The organism is Aeromicrobium sp. MLTX1 (assembly GCF_046452335.1).
GTDB lineage: Bacteria > Actinomycetota > Actinomycetes > Propionibacteriales > Nocardioidaceae > Aeromicrobium.
Map to the genome: position 1 here is coordinate 193,960 of NZ_JBKFDN010000001.1, position 12,581 is coordinate 206,540.

Genomic DNA, 12,581 nt, shown 5'->3' on the forward strand with positions numbered 1-12,581 from the left:
TGTCGAGGTTACCGCTGCGCGCGAAGCCCGGGGTCCTCGACCGCCGTCCCGACGCGCGGTTTCAGAAACCGTCGGTATCCAAAGTGATTCACGTCACATTCAGCGAAGTCGACCGGCATGATCATCGACCGAGGGAGTCGATCACCGAATCGGAGACGCCATGACGAACGAGCGCATCGCCGCCACTGCTGCGGGCGGCGAGCTGGGATTCCTCGCCTTCGGGCTCGTGCCGCACGTCGAGGCACTCGGCCTGCCGGGGAGCCTCGTGCTGCTCGTCGCCTCGGCGGCGGTCGCCGCCGTGGCCGCCCGGCTGGTGATCGCCGCATGCGGGGCGGACGACCCGTGGCGCGAGGTGGCCCTGGACCCCACGTGGGACCTGTCGCTCGCCGAGCTGTCCGCCTGACACGCCAGCGGCGGGCCGTCTCGAGGGAGGCGACCCGCCGCTGCTTCGTCCGGCGCCCTACCTCCCCAGTCGCAGGGCGTCGCGGATCGTGAAGAACACGTCGGTCTGGTCGGTCAGGCCCACCACGTTGGCGGCGCGCGGCCCGTACGCGGCGATGCGCAGCTGCGAGCCGGTGTGCTGCTGCGAGCCGGCCGCGGCGCTCGTCGCGTAGTTGATGGTCATCGGCTGACCGTCGCGCGTCAGCAGGTTCACCGTCGCGCCGGGCGTCGTCGAGCCCGCCTCCACGATCTGGCTCGTGTGGGCGTGGTCAGCGGTGACGATCACCGTCGTGTTCTTGTCCTTCTTCGCATAGTCCAGCGCGACCTTCACGGCCTCGTCGAGGTCGAGCGTCTCGCCGATCTGGCCGCAGGCGTCCGAGGAGTGGTTGCGCTTGTCGATGCTGGCGCCCTCGACCTGGAGGAAGAAGCCCTTGCGGCCCTTGCGGTCGAGCAGCTCGATCGACTTCTCGGTCATGTCGGCCAGGCTCGGCAGCGAGGCCGTGCGCGCCGGGTTCTCGGTGCACGCGACCGGGGCCCTCGTGCCGCCGTCGGCCGTGGCGGCCGGGCCGGTCCAGCGCACGGGGAAGTTGCCGGGGGCGAAGAGGCCGAGCAGCGGCTCGTCCTGGTCGGCCTTCCTGACCTTCGACAGCGAGGCGAGGTCGTCGACGAGGCGGTAGCCGCGCTGCTGCGCCTGCTCGCGCAACGTGCGGCCCTGCCAACGGCCGGCGGTCGCGGTCTCGGCGAACGTGGTCGCACCGCCGCCGAGGCTGACGTCCGGGCGGGTGTCGATCAGCTGCTCGGTGATGCTGCCGGCGCCACCGTTCTCCTTGGCGTTGGTCGGGCAGGTCTTGGTGGTCGCAGTGGGGCCGTAGCAGCTGCGCGCGGTGACGTGCGCGACCTGCACCGCCGGCGTCGCGTCCTGCAGCTCGGCGGTGGAGACGTTGCCGGTCCTGTACCCGGAGCGCTTCGCCAGCTCCAGCAGCGTCCGCTGGGGCTTGCCGTGGATGTCGACGCTCACGGCGTTGTCGTAGGTCTTGGTGCCCGTCGCCCAGGCCGACCCGGTCGCCGCCGAGTCCGGCACGTAGTCGGGCTTGCCGTCCTTGGTGAGCGAGTAGGTCGTGTACTGGCCGGTGAGCGGCAGGGCGTCCAGGCCGGGGAACCGGCCTGCGGCACCGTGGACGTAGTTGCGGGCGCTGGTGATCTCCGAGTCGCCCATGCCGTCGCCGATGATGAGGATGACGTTGTCCGGTCGACCGCCGTCGATGGCCTTCTTGACGGCCTGCGTCTGGTCGCCGGAGAGGCGGGTCGCGCCGCCGTGGCGGCTGAGGTCGCGCTCGGCCGTGGCCACCGATCCGACCACTGCTCCCCCGAGAAGCAGTGAGGCGGTGCCGAGGACGAGCACGCTGCGCGTGCTGGTGCGTAGGTTCATGGCCCCAGCCCAGCGCCCCGCGGTGACGGGCGGGTGAACCGCGGAGGAAGTCCGGCGGTCCAGTCGGGCACGCGTCAGCGCGCCTGGGCGAGTCGGTGGGTGGGGTCGGGAGCCGGGCCGGGGTCGGCGACCTGGCCGATGACCGTGACGGTCGTGAAGAACGTCGCGCACGAGAGCACGAGCGCGGTGCGCCTGGCCTGTTGCCACGTGAAGCGGTTCATGACACCAGCGCAGCCGATCGGGGTGAACCCGTGGTGAACCCGGCCGGAAGAGTGCGCGGCGATCGGTCGGCCGACGGTGGACCCTCACGCGGCATGATGGGGGTCATGGACGCTCCCAGGCCGATCACCCCGCCCGGCTGGTACGACGACGGCCACGGGCAGCTGCGCTGGTACGACGGCTCGCAGTGGACCCAGCACACCGCTCCCCTGGCGCAGGCCGGCCCGCCGCGGGTGCCCCAGCAGCCCGTCGCGCCGCCGCGCCCCCAGGTCCGACGGGAGGACCTCGTCCCGGTCAAGCGCTCGAGGCTCGTGTGGATCCTGCCGATCGTCTTCGTGATCGCGGCGCTCGTGGGCGCCCTGTCGGCCGTGGCGGCCTGGAACGCGGGCGGGTTCGATCCCGACCCGCTGGAGCGGACCTACGCCGACTTCGTGCGCGCCGATCAGACGCGCGACTGCGCCGCTCTCGAGGAGGTCACGACCAGCAGCTTCCGCGACGACCTGTACGACGAGCCGTTCACCTGCGCCCTCCTCGCCTCGCGCCCGCCGGTGATGCGGGGCGGCGACCCGGTGTGGGGCATGCGCTTCGGACCCGTGGGGATCCTCGTGGTCGAGGACTCCGGCTGGGTCGGCCTGGACGACGAGCGCCACGACGTGTCCTCGGTCGAGACCTACACGCTCGTGCGCCAGGACGGCCGGTGGAAGCTGGACTCCAGCGACTGATCCGCACTTGCGGCCCGAGGCCGTCCGGGTGATGGTGGTCACATGACGTGGGGGCACCGTCGGATCCGCATCGCGCTGGTCGCGTCGGCGGTGCTGGGCGCCGGAGCGCTCCTCGCCGTGTCCGAGTCCACCGGCCAGCGCTCGAAGTCGTCCACGTCGGCGGCCACCGCTCCCGTGGCCGCGACCGTCGTCGCTCCCGCTCCCGCCGCCGTCCGGGTGGCCGCCGCGACGCCCCGGTGCTTCGGCGCCGCGTCGATGGCCACGAAGCGGTGCCACAACCCGGCGCTCAAGGGAAGGCTGATCCCGAGACCGGGCATCGCCAAGCGCGAGACGGCCCGCTATCCGGGCAAGGAGTGCTACCAGACGGGCGTCCAGCAGATCCGCCTCAACCGCGGCTGCACGTTCGGCACCCGCGCCGCCGGACGTCCTCACGTGATCCTGGTCGGCGACTCGCACGCGCGGGCCCTCATGCCCGCCTTCGTGGAGATGGCCGAGGCCGGTCACATCTCGCTCGAGGCCCAGGTGCGCGGCTCGTGCTCGTGGACGACCTCCCGCGTCAACCACCCCGACACGTCCCGCATCCGCCCCTGCACGCTCTACCGAAAGAACCTCCAGCGGTGGCTCCTGAAGCAGGCGCGGACCACTGACGTCGTCGTGACCACCGGCTACGCGCGTCAGGTCTCGGGCAGCGCGAAGTCCCAGGTCATCAAGATGCGCGACCTGTGGCGACCGGTGATCAAGCGGGGCGTGCGCGTGATCGCGATCAGCGACAACCCGCGCCTCAAGCGCGAGCCGCAGAAGTGCCTCGTGAAGTACGGCGCGACGCGCGGCGCGAGGAAGTGCGGCGTCTCGACGAAGGCCGGACTGCACCGCGACCCGTTCCTGCTGACCGCGAAGAAGACGCGGGGTGCCACCGCGCTCGACCTGCGCCCCCGGTTCTGCAAGCGGGGCTTCTGCCCGGCCGTGATCGGCGGCGCGAACGTCTACCGCGACCACACGCACATCACGGTGACCTACTCCAAGACGCTCGCCCCCGTCATCACCGGCAAGTTCCGGGCGATGCGGATCATCCGCTGACGGCGGAGGCGAGAGCGCTCAGTTGGCGGCGTCGAAAGCGTCGAGGATCTCCTTCTTGATCCGGCCGCGCTCGTTCACCTGGTGGCCGTTCTCCTTGGCCCAGGCACGCACGTGCGCGAGCTCCTCGGGCGACCGGCCCGAGCCGCTGCCGGTGCTGCCGCGACGGGAGGAGGACGCCGACGAACGGGTCGTGGTCTTCCGTCCGGCCTTGATGTAGGTGGCGAGGGAGGACCGCAGCTCGTCGGCCTCCTTCGTCGTCAGGTCGATCTCGTAGGCGGTGCCGTCGAGCGCGAAGGAGACGGTCTCACCCTTGCCGTCCTCGATCTCCTTGCCGGAGATGTCGCTGGAGAGAATGGTGACCACGCGCTGCGCCATGGTTTCTGCCTTTCGCCGTGAATTCCCTATTTCGACGGAAATGTCATTCCGTCGTCGAATTCACCTTATCGACAGAGAACACGAGAAAGTCGGCTCATCGATATCGATATTCCGAGAAATGAGAATTCAGCGCTCATTGCCGCGCTTGAAGTTTCCCGTCGCCCGCGCGAGCAGGTGCTGGACCTCGCGACGGTCCGCCGACGCGAGGCGCGCGACGAGCCGCTCGGCGGCGCGGCCGGACACCGTGGTCACGGTGCGACCCTGCCAGCCGATGAGGACCGTGCCGTCCTGCGTCACGCGATGGGTGAAGACGTCCTCGGCGAACCGGTCGCGGGCGTCCTCGACCACGATCAGTGCTTCGGGGTGCCCTCGGCGGCGGGGAGCGGCATGCGCTGCGTGGCCTCGATGTCGTGGCCGTCCGTCGCGGTCTCCGGCGGGATCACCGGGACGTGGTGCTTGCTCTTGGCATTGACGGCCATCGCGAGGACCCAGATGACGACGTACACCAGCGCGGTGCCGCCGATGAACACGCCGATCCACTCGATCGTGGACAGGGCGTTCTCGTCGACCGGCCAGGAGTCGGAGTCGGGGGCGGTGCTGGCCATGGCCGGGGTCGCGGCGGCGACGACGGCGAGCAGGGCGGCGGTGACGGCGGTGATCACTCGGGCGAGGCTCATGGAGCCATGGTATCGGCCACCATCTGGGCCTGACCGCTCACCCGTAGGGTTGAGGGGTGGATTGGACATGGACCCCCGAGGACGTCGTGGCGTGGCTGCTCGACGTGCCCGGGCGAGCCCTGCTCATCGTGCTCATCGCGATCGCCATGCGATGGCTCGCGCACCGCTTCATCAACCGGCTGACCGGGCGAGCCGCGAAGGGCGCCGTGCCGGGAGTCCTGGCGAACTCGAAGGCCGGCGTCTTCCTGGCCGACCTGCGCAACGGCTCGAGCGAGCGCCGTCGCCAGCGCGCCGAGACGATGGGGTCGCTGCTGCGAAGCATCGCCTCGGGCGTCATCTGGAGCATCGCGTTCGTCATGGTGCTCGGCGTCTTCGGCCTGCCGATCGCCCCGCTGCTCACCGGCGCCGGCGTCGCGGGCGTGGCGCTCGGCTTCGGCGCGCAGACGCTGGTGAAGGACTTCCTCTCGGGCATCTTCATGATCCTCGAGGACCAGTACGGCGTCGGCGACGCGGTCGACGTCGGCGAGGCCGTCGGCACGGTCGAGGCGGTGGGCCTGCGCGTCACGCGGCTGCGCGACGTGAACGGCACCGTCTGGTACGTCCGCAACGGCGAGATCCTGCGCGTCGGCAACCACAGCCAGGAGTGGGCGCGCACCGTGCTCGACGTGACGGTCGCCTACGACTCCGACCTCGAGCTCGTGCAGCAGATCCTGCGCGAGGAGGCCCACGGACTGTTCACCGACTCCACCCTGTCCGCCGTCATCATCGAGGAGCCCGAGGTGTGGGGCGTCGAGCGGTTCGACAAGGACGGCGCGGTCGTGCGCACGGTCCTGAAGACCGCTCCCCTGCACCAGGCCGACGTGGGTCGCGCGCTGCGCAGTCGCGTGCTGCGCCGCTTCGACGAGAACGGCATCCGCATCCCCTCCACCACACTTCCGCCCTCGGGAGGAACCGCATGACCGAATCACCTGCGCAGGAGACCTTCTACGAGGCCATCGGCGGCCGCGCCACGATCGAGCTGATCGTGGACGTCTTCTACCAGGGCGTCGCGCAGGACGAGGTGCTCAAGCCGATGTATCCCGAGGAGGACCTCGGTCCTGCGGCCGAGCGGCTGACGATGTTCCTCGAGCAGTACTGGGGCGGCCCCACCGAGTACTCGCAGCGTCGCGGTCACCCGCGGCTGCGGATGCGTCACGCGCCCTACGCGGTCACCGAGGACGCGCGCGACCGCTGGCTGAAGCACTTCCGCGAGGGTCTCGACGCGGCGCGGCTCGCCCCCGAGCACGACGCCCAGTTCTGGGCGTACGCGCAGCACGCCGCCAACTTCATGATCAACTCGCCGAGCTGATCAGGACATCGCGGCCGCGAGCGACTCCTTCTCGCGATCGCTGAACGGACGGGACGACTGCGTCGCGGCGTCGAAGCCCACCAACACCGCCAGCGACGAGGCGAAGGCGACGCCGTCAGCGCCGAGCTGGGCCTCGATCGTGAACGAGGCGTTGCCGACCCGGCCCACGCGTGCGGCGGACTGCAGGCGCGCCTGCGCCGGGATCGGGCGGTGGTAGCGCGCCTCCACGTGGGCGACCACGAAGTTGCCCGGCGTGAGGCGCGTGAGGACGCCGTTGATGAACGGCACGCGCGTCTCCTGGAAGAGCTCGAAGACCTGCGCCTCGTTGACGAGCCCGGCGGCGTCGAGGTCGGTGTGGCGCAGCGCGATCGAGCCGGGCTGGGCCGCGGTGTTGAGCCGCTCCTCGGGCGCGAGGGCGCCGTACGCGACGTCGACGGTGGCGAATTCGGCGTCCGAGCCCTCGACGCCGATGACCTGGTGCACGGCGTCGGCCTCGACGCGGCTGGTGACCACGACCGGACGCTTGCCCAGCAGCATCGGGCGCTTGAACTGGATGTTCATCGCGCCGATCGGACCAGGAGGCAGCTGCGGGATCGCGGCTCGCGCGTTCTCGGCGTACTTGAGGTAGACGACGTTGTTGACGTGGTTGAGCGAGTCGAGGTCGGCCCACCGCATCGGGATCTCGTGTCGGTACTCGGTCACCCGCGCATCCTGCCACGGCGCCCGGGATGACAGATTCCCCGGTTACGTGGGTTCGCCCTCACTGACCGGGGTTCGCAACCCCCGGGAAGTGACAGGAAACCCACGTAACCGGGGAAACCGTCAGGCACCGAGCGTGTCGTCGATCTCGACGACGGAGTCGCCCTCCTGGACGATCTGGCCCTCCGAGACGAGGATGCTCGCGACGTGGCCGTGGGCCGGCGCGACGACGGGGATCTCCATCTTCATCGACTCGATGATGACGAGCGTGTCGCCGGGGCCGACCTGGTCGCCCTCACGGGCGAGGATCTTCCACACGTTGCCGACGATCTCGGCCTTGGCGTCGATCACGCGTGCTCCAGCAGGCGCAGCGAGGCGGCGAGGCGCTCGCGCGTCTCCTCGGGGTGGATGACGTCCTCGATGATGCCGTTCTCCGCCGCGACGTACGGCCGGGCGACGTTCTCGCGGTAGTCGGCGGCCAGCTCGTCGCGCAGCACGGCGGGGTCCTCCGCGGCGGCGAGCGCGCGACGGTGCAGCAGCGCCACGGCGCCGCCGGGGCCCATCACGGCGATCTCGGCGTTGGACCAGGCCCACGCGTGGTCGGCGCCGAGCGAGGTCGAGCCCATCGCGATGTAGGCGCCGCCGTAGGCCTTGCGCACCACGACGGTCAGGCGCATCGACTTCTTCGCCTCGACGTAGGCCTTCAGCACCTTCGCGCCCTGCGTGATGATGCCGCGGCCCTCCTCGACCGTGCCGGGCAGGAAGCCGGGCACGTCGACGAGCGTGACGATCGGGATGCCGAAGCGGCCGCAGAACTCCACGAAGCGGGCGATCTTGACCGAGTTCTTCGAGTCGAGGATGCCGCCGCGGACGGCGGGCTGGTTGGCGACGACGCCCACGGGGCGGCCGTCGATCCGGCCGAACAGCGTCAGCGCGCTGCCGGAGTACTCGGGCGAGAGCTCGAGGCGGGCGCCGTTGTCGAGCACCCCGTCGATGACCTGGTGCATGTCGAAGACGACGCTGGCCTTCTCGGGCACCACGGTCGGCAGCGCCTCGGCGGCGATCGGGTTGACCGGCACGGGGGCGGTCACCGGCAGCGGGGCGTCGGCGTTCGAGGGCAGGTACGACAGCAGGTGGCGGACCGACTGGAGGGCCTCGACCTCGGTCTCGACCTCGAGGTGCGCCACGCCGCTCGTGCGGGTGTGCATGCCCGAGCCACCGATCTCGTCGGCGGTGGCGTCCTCGCCGGTGGCCGCGCGGACGATGTCGGGGCCGGTCAGGAACATGTGGCCGTGGCCCTTGACCATGACGGTCCAGTCGGTCAGCGCGGGCGAGTAGGCCGCGGCGCCGGCGCACGGGCCGAGGATCACCGAGATCTGCGGGATGCGCTGCTGGGCCTCCACGTTGAGCGCGAAGATCTCGCCGCAGCCGTGCAGGGCGAGGATGCCGTCGGGCACGCGGGCGCCGCCGGAGTCGTTGACGTAGACGATCGGGAAGCCGCGATCGATCGCGAACCGCTGGGCGCGGCAGATCGCCTCGGCCATCACGGCGCCGATGGCGCCGGACGCGATGGCGGCGTCATGGCAGGCCACGACGACGGGGCGGCCGTCGACCAGGCCCCATCCGGTCACCACGCCGCTGCCGGCGCCCGGGGTGGCGGCGCGCAGCGGGGCGAGCTCGACGAAGGTGCCCTCGTCGAGGAGGAGCTCGGCGCGCTCGCGTGCGGTGTGCACGCGGGCTCCGCGGGGCTCGACGCGAGCGAAGCGCTCGCGGCGTCGGGTGTCGAGGCCGGCGCGCGGGGCCGACTCCGGGGCGGTCGTCTGGGTCGTCAGCCGGTCGTCCGAAACATGAGGCATTCCTCGACTATAGACCAAACGTGAGGATTCCCTCATATTCCTTCGGCGTGTTTTCGATGTGACCTTTCGCACCACGAGGGCGTGCGATACGGTGACTAAGCAAGCGCTTAGACAACCGAGGAGACCTACGTGTCCGAACCCCGTACCGCCATCATCACCGGAGCCGCCCGTGGCATCGGCGCCGGCATCGCCAAGCGATTCGCCGCCGACGGCTTCAAGGTCGCCGTCCTCGACCTCGACGAGGCCGCCTGCCAGACCGTCGTCGACGAGATCGTCGCGAACGGTGGCCAGGCCCTCGCCGTCGGCGCCAACGTGGCCGACGCCGACGCCGTCGAGGCGGCCGTGACCAAGGTCGCCGAGGAGCTCGGCGCGCCGACCGTGCTGGTCAACAACGCCGGCGTCATCCGCGACAACCTGCTGTTCAAGATGACCACCGACGACTGGGACCTGGTCATGGACGTGCACCTCAAGGGCTCGTTCCTCATGACGAAGGCCGTCCAGAAGCACATGACCGAGGCCAAGTACGGCCGCATCGTCAACCTGTCGAGCACCTCGGCGCTGGGCAACCGCGGCCAGGCGAACTACTCGGCCGCCAAGGCCGGCCTGCAGGGCTTCACCAAGACCCTCGCCATCGAGCTGGGCAAGTACGGCGTGACCGCCAACGCGATCGCCCCGGGCTTCATCCAGACCGACATGACCGCCGCGACCGCCGAGCGCATCGGCGTGCCGTTCGACGACTTCATCGAGTACGCCTCGAAGGAGATCCCGGTGCAGCGCGTCGGCCAGCCCGAGGACATCGCGAACACCGCGGCGTTCCTGTGCGGCGAGGCCGCCGGCTTCGTGTCGGGCCAGGTCATCTACGTCGCCGGCGGACCGAAGGACTGACGTGACCGCTCCTGACGTCGTCAAGGGCCTCGACCTCGAGGCACTGCGCACGTGGCTGGACGCCGAGGCCCCCGGGGAGCTCCCGGGGGCGCTCAGCGCCAGCCTGATCACCGGTGGCAAGTCCAACCTCACGTACGCCGTCACCAACGGCGAGCGTGACGTGATCGTGCGCCGTCCGCCGCTGGGCCACGTGCTGGCCACCGCCCACGACATGGGCCGCGAGCACCGCGTGATGGCGGCGCTGGCCGGCACCGCCGTGCCCGTTCCGCGGATGATCGCCGAGTGCACCGACGAGTCGGTCATCGGCGCGAAGTTCTACGTCATGGAGCGCATGTCGGGCACCGCCTTCCAGCGGGCGTCCGACCTCGAAGTGATCGGAGCCGAGCGCACCCGCGCCGTCACCGAGCGCCTCGTCGACACCCTCGCCGACCTGCACGCGGTGGACTACCAGGCGGTCGGCCTGGGCGACTTCGGTCGCCCGGACGGCTACCTCACCCGGCAGGTCGCGCGGTGGAAGAAGCAGCTCGACTCCTCGCGCTCGCGCGAGATCGACGGCATCGACGAGCTGGCCGACCGACTCACCGCCTCGGTCCCCGAGACCGGCGAGAGCACGATCGTCCACGGCGACTACCGCCTCGACAACGTGCTGGTGGACACCGAGGACGGCGACCGCATCACCACGGTCCTGGACTGGGAGATGAGCACGCTCGGCGATCCGCTGACCGACGTGGCCGTCATGCTGGCCTACCAGCACCTGGCCCTGGACGCCGGACCGTCGAGCGGTCAGGTCACCGACGCGCCCCAGGCGCCCGGCTACCTCTCCCCCGACGAGTCGGTCGAGCGGTACGCGAAGCGCTCGGGTCGCGACGTCAGCGAGCTCGGGTTCCACCTGGGTCTGGCCTACTTCAAGCTGGCCGTGATCCTCGAGGGCATCCACTTCCGCCACTCCGCCGGCCAGACCGTCGGCTCGGGCTTCGACGGGATCGGCGCGATGATCGATCCGCTCGTCCAGCACGGACTTGCGGCTACTTCCAAGTAAGTAAGGGTAGTCTGGCGCGCGTGACGGCCCAGATCCTCGAACCTCGCCGGCGTCCCACGCAGGAGCGCAGCAAGGTCAAGTTCGACAGCCTGCTCCAGGCGTCGCGCGACGTGCTGCTCGAAGCAGGCTTCGAGTCGTTCACGTGCGAGGAGGTCGCTCAGCGCGCCGGACTGCCCATCGGCACCCTGTACCAGTTCTTCGCGAACAAGTACGTGATCGTGTGCGAGCTCGACCGCCAGAACGCCGTCGCGATCCAGTCCGAGCTGGACAAGCTCGCGTCCGAGCTGCCCACGCTCGACTGGCTCGTGCTGCTCGACCGGCTGGTCGACCACATGGCCGCGCTGTGGCTGAACGACCCGTCGCGCAGCGCGGTCTGGTACGCCGTGCAGTCCACGCCGATCACCCGCGCGACCGCCGAGGTCACCGAGCAGCAGCTCGCGGCCCGCGTCGCCCACGTGCTCGCGCCACTGACCCCCGGCACCCCGCGCGAGCGCCGCAAGATCATGGCCGAGGTCCTCGTGCACATGTCCTACTCGATGCTCAACTTCTCGGTGCGCGACCTGCAGGAGCACGCCGAGGCCATCATCGAGCTCAAGCGCCTCCTGGGCACCTACCTGCTGGCCGCCGAGGCCGGCGCCACCTAAGCCGACCGCCCCTCCCGAGATGTGCTCCTATTTCGACCTTTCAGCACGTCTGAAAGGTCGAAATAGGAGCACATCTCGTCAGAGGGCGGCCAGGACGCGGCGCTCCTCGTCGTCGGTGAGGCCGCAGCGGCGCGGCTCGGTGCGGGTCTCCTCCCACGCGAGCGTGTCGGCCAGCGTGTCCTCGAGCGGCCGGGTGACCAGGCCCTCGGCGCGGGCGCGACGCGTGTCCAGGGTGGCGAAGCTGCGCCACTCGGGATCGTCGATCCACAGCGGCAGCGACGCCGGTCCCATCCAGTGGCCGATCCCGAGCTCGCGCAGGCGCTCGACCGGCACGGGTCGCGGGCGCGCCGACGAGCCCGCCACCCGGGCCGCCACGTCGAGCAACGAGCGCAGGTCGGTGGTCGGGCCCGTGGCGTTGAGGACGCCCTCGACCTGCCGCTCCGCGAGGTCGACGATCCAGGCCGCGAGGTCGCGGACGTCGATCATCGCGCAGGGGAAGTCGAGGTCGTCGGGCACCACGACCTCCGGGCCGACCGGGTGCGCGAACCGCCACGGCCAGTAGCCCGTGCGGCCCGACCAGTCCCCCGGTCCGGCGATGAGGCCCGAGCGCACCACGGCCGCCGGACCCGCTGCCAGCACGGCCTGCTCGCAGGCCACCTTCGCCGCACCGTAGTCCTCGTCCGAGGTCATCGTGTCGGCCTCGAGCGGCGACAGCGTGGCGGCGTCCTCGGACTGCTCGATCGAGGAGAAGTCGGCGTACGCGTTGCCGCTGGAGACGAAGACACGGTGGTCGGCCTCGATGTCGCGCACCGCGCGCCGCACGTGGCCGGGCTGGCGCGCCACGTCGACCACGTCGTCCCACCGGCGGCCGGCGAGTGGCGCGAGGCCGTCCTCCTCGTCGCGATCCACGCGCACGAAGGCGGCACCCTCAGGCGGCGCGGACGAGCCGCGGGCCGCGCACGTGACGCGGTGCCCCCGCGCGAGCGCCGTCCGCGCGACCTCACGACCGAGGAACGCGGTACCGCCCAGCACCAGGAGCTCCATCGCCCCAGCCAACCCTCACCGCCGCGCGGCGGGAAGGCCTGTTCGCCGACGGCGCAATCCCCGCCGCCCCCGAGATGTGCTCCCTTTTCGACGTCTCAGACGTGCTGAAAGGTGGAATCAGGAGCA

17 protein-coding genes are annotated in these 12,581 nt (G+C 70.8%); 8 read left to right on the forward strand and 9 right to left on the reverse strand.

Features of this window, described 5'->3' with window-relative positions:
• Window positions 1–160 precede the first annotated feature (160 nt).
• The gene (locus ACK99Q_RS00930) at window positions 161–403 is read left to right on the forward strand and encodes a hypothetical protein (RefSeq protein WP_410184384.1); all 243 of its coding nucleotides are present in this window, start codon (window positions 161–163) and stop codon (window positions 401–403) included.
• A 57-nt stretch (window positions 404–460) separates the two neighbouring features.
• Here ACK99Q_RS00930 and phoA read toward each other — a convergent pair whose 3' ends face one another.
• Window positions 461–1,870 (reverse strand): alkaline phosphatase, encoded by a 1,410-nt coding sequence (gene phoA, locus ACK99Q_RS00935; protein ID WP_410184385.1) that lies wholly within the window; start codon window positions 1,868–1,870, stop codon window positions 461–463.
• Window positions 1,871–1,944: 74 nt separating this feature from the next.
• The gene (locus ACK99Q_RS00940; protein ID WP_410184386.1) at window positions 1,945–2,091 is read right to left on the reverse strand and encodes a hypothetical protein; all 147 of its coding nucleotides are present in this window, start codon (window positions 2,089–2,091) and stop codon (window positions 1,945–1,947) included.
• 105 nt (window positions 2,092–2,196) lie between these two features.
• Here ACK99Q_RS00940 and ACK99Q_RS00945 point away from each other — a divergent pair, with 105 nt between their 5' ends.
• On the forward strand, window positions 2,197–2,811 hold the full coding sequence (locus ACK99Q_RS00945; RefSeq protein ID WP_410184387.1) for a DUF2510 domain-containing protein: 615 nt from the start codon (window positions 2,197–2,199) through the stop codon (window positions 2,809–2,811).
• A 42-nt stretch (window positions 2,812–2,853) separates the two neighbouring features.
• A complete protein-coding gene (locus tag ACK99Q_RS00950; RefSeq protein ID WP_410184388.1) occupies window positions 2,854–3,888 on the forward strand; it encodes an SGNH hydrolase domain-containing protein in 1,035 nt (344 codons plus the stop codon).
• Window positions 3,889–3,906: 18 nt separating this feature from the next.
• Here ACK99Q_RS00950 and ACK99Q_RS00955 read toward each other — a convergent pair whose 3' ends face one another.
• The 3 genes from ACK99Q_RS00955 to ACK99Q_RS00965 form a co-directional block, all read right to left on the reverse strand.
• Window positions 3,907–4,263 (reverse strand): histone-like nucleoid-structuring protein Lsr2, encoded by a 357-nt coding sequence (locus ACK99Q_RS00955; RefSeq protein ID WP_410184389.1) that lies wholly within the window; start codon window positions 4,261–4,263, stop codon window positions 3,907–3,909.
• A 126-nt stretch (window positions 4,264–4,389) separates the two neighbouring features.
• Entirely contained in the window at window positions 4,390–4,611 is a 222-nt protein-coding gene (locus ACK99Q_RS00960) for a hypothetical protein (RefSeq protein ID WP_410184390.1), read from the reverse strand.
• A 2-nt stretch (window positions 4,612–4,613) separates the two neighbouring features.
• Complete coding sequence (locus ACK99Q_RS00965; RefSeq protein ID WP_410184391.1) at window positions 4,614–4,940, reverse strand: hypothetical protein; 327 nt, start codon at window positions 4,938–4,940, stop codon at window positions 4,614–4,616.
• Between the two features lie 56 nt (window positions 4,941–4,996).
• Between ACK99Q_RS00965 and ACK99Q_RS00970 the strand changes: the two genes are divergently transcribed.
• Together ACK99Q_RS00970 and ACK99Q_RS00975 are read left to right on the forward strand one after the other, a co-directional pair.
• Window positions 4,997–5,899 carry a mechanosensitive ion channel family protein gene (locus ACK99Q_RS00970; protein ID WP_410184392.1) on the forward strand — a complete coding sequence of 301 codons (903 nt, stop codon included), beginning with the start codon at window positions 4,997–4,999 and terminating at the stop codon, window positions 5,897–5,899.
• A complete protein-coding gene (locus tag ACK99Q_RS00975; RefSeq protein ID WP_410184393.1) occupies window positions 5,896–6,288 on the forward strand; it encodes a globin in 393 nt (130 codons plus the stop codon). Before ACK99Q_RS00970 ends, ACK99Q_RS00975 begins: the two co-directional genes overlap by 4 nt.
• Here the strand turns inward: ACK99Q_RS00975 and ACK99Q_RS00980 are convergent, their stop codons facing one another.
• The 3 genes from ACK99Q_RS00980 to ACK99Q_RS00990 all read right to left on the reverse strand — a co-directional run bounded on the left by ACK99Q_RS00980 (window position 6,289) and on the right by ACK99Q_RS00990 (window position 8,843).
• Entirely contained in the window at window positions 6,289–6,990 is a 702-nt protein-coding gene (locus ACK99Q_RS00980) for a thioesterase family protein (RefSeq protein WP_410184394.1), read from the reverse strand.
• A gap of 120 nt (window positions 6,991–7,110) precedes the next feature.
• The gene (locus tag ACK99Q_RS00985) at window positions 7,111–7,338 is read right to left on the reverse strand and encodes a biotin/lipoyl-binding carrier protein (RefSeq protein WP_410184395.1); all 228 of its coding nucleotides are present in this window, start codon (window positions 7,336–7,338) and stop codon (window positions 7,111–7,113) included.
• Complete coding sequence (locus tag ACK99Q_RS00990; protein ID WP_410184396.1) at window positions 7,335–8,843, reverse strand: acyl-CoA carboxylase subunit beta; 1,509 nt, start codon at window positions 8,841–8,843, stop codon at window positions 7,335–7,337. The genes ACK99Q_RS00985 and ACK99Q_RS00990 overlap by 4 nt, the downstream gene beginning before the upstream one ends.
• Before the next feature lie 129 nt (window positions 8,844–8,972).
• Between ACK99Q_RS00990 and fabG the strand changes: the two genes are divergently transcribed.
• The 3 genes from fabG to ACK99Q_RS01005 are packed head-to-tail and all read left to right on the forward strand — an operon-like array spanning window position 8,973 to window position 11,411.
• The gene (gene fabG / locus ACK99Q_RS00995) at window positions 8,973–9,728 is read left to right on the forward strand and encodes a 3-oxoacyl-ACP reductase FabG (RefSeq protein WP_410184397.1); all 756 of its coding nucleotides are present in this window, start codon (window positions 8,973–8,975) and stop codon (window positions 9,726–9,728) included.
• 1 nt (window position 9,729) lies between these two features.
• Entirely contained in the window at window positions 9,730–10,767 is a 1,038-nt protein-coding gene (locus ACK99Q_RS01000) for a phosphotransferase family protein (RefSeq protein WP_410184398.1), read from the forward strand.
• Window positions 10,768–10,787: 20 nt separating this feature from the next.
• Entirely contained in the window at window positions 10,788–11,411 is a 624-nt protein-coding gene (locus ACK99Q_RS01005; RefSeq protein ID WP_269305531.1) for a TetR/AcrR family transcriptional regulator, read from the forward strand.
• Between the two features lie 78 nt (window positions 11,412–11,489).
• Here ACK99Q_RS01005 and ACK99Q_RS01010 read toward each other — a convergent pair whose 3' ends face one another.
• Window positions 11,490–12,455, reverse strand: a complete 966-nt coding sequence (locus tag ACK99Q_RS01010) for an NAD-dependent epimerase/dehydratase family protein (protein WP_410184399.1) — start codon at window positions 12,453–12,455, stop codon at window positions 11,490–11,492.
• Between the last annotated feature and the right edge of the window lie 126 nt (window positions 12,456–12,581).

What these genes read in the sequence shown, in the direction of transcription:
- phoA (WP_410184385.1), bottom strand. Translation starts at nt 1,870, where the DNA reads ATGAACCTACGCACCAGCACGCGCAGCGTGCTCGTCCTCGGCACCGCC.
- ACK99Q_RS00940 (WP_410184386.1), bottom strand. Translation starts at nt 2,091, where the DNA reads ATGAACCGCTTCACGTGGCAACAGGCCAGGCGCACCGCGCTCGTGCTC.
- ACK99Q_RS00945 (WP_410184387.1), top strand. Translation starts at nt 2,197, where the DNA reads ATGGACGCTCCCAGGCCGATCACCCCGCCCGGCTGGTACGACGACGGC.
- ACK99Q_RS00930 (WP_410184384.1), top strand. Translation starts at nt 161, where the DNA reads ATGACGAACGAGCGCATCGCCGCCACTGCTGCGGGCGGCGAGCTGGGA.
- ACK99Q_RS01010 (WP_410184399.1), bottom strand. Translation starts at nt 12,455, where the DNA reads ATGGAGCTCCTGGTGCTGGGCGGTACCGCGTTCCTCGGTCGTGAGGTC.
- ACK99Q_RS00950 (WP_410184388.1), top strand. Translation starts at nt 2,854, where the DNA reads ATGACGTGGGGGCACCGTCGGATCCGCATCGCGCTGGTCGCGTCGGCG.
- ACK99Q_RS00955 (WP_410184389.1), bottom strand. Translation starts at nt 4,263, where the DNA reads ATGGCGCAGCGCGTGGTCACCATTCTCTCCAGCGACATCTCCGGCAAG.
- ACK99Q_RS00975 (WP_410184393.1), top strand. Translation starts at nt 5,896, where the DNA reads ATGACCGAATCACCTGCGCAGGAGACCTTCTACGAGGCCATCGGCGGC.
- ACK99Q_RS00990 (WP_410184396.1), bottom strand. Translation starts at nt 8,843, where the DNA reads ATGCCTCATGTTTCGGACGACCGGCTGACGACCCAGACGACCGCCCCG.
- ACK99Q_RS00965 (WP_410184391.1), bottom strand. Translation starts at nt 4,940, where the DNA reads ATGAGCCTCGCCCGAGTGATCACCGCCGTCACCGCCGCCCTGCTCGCC.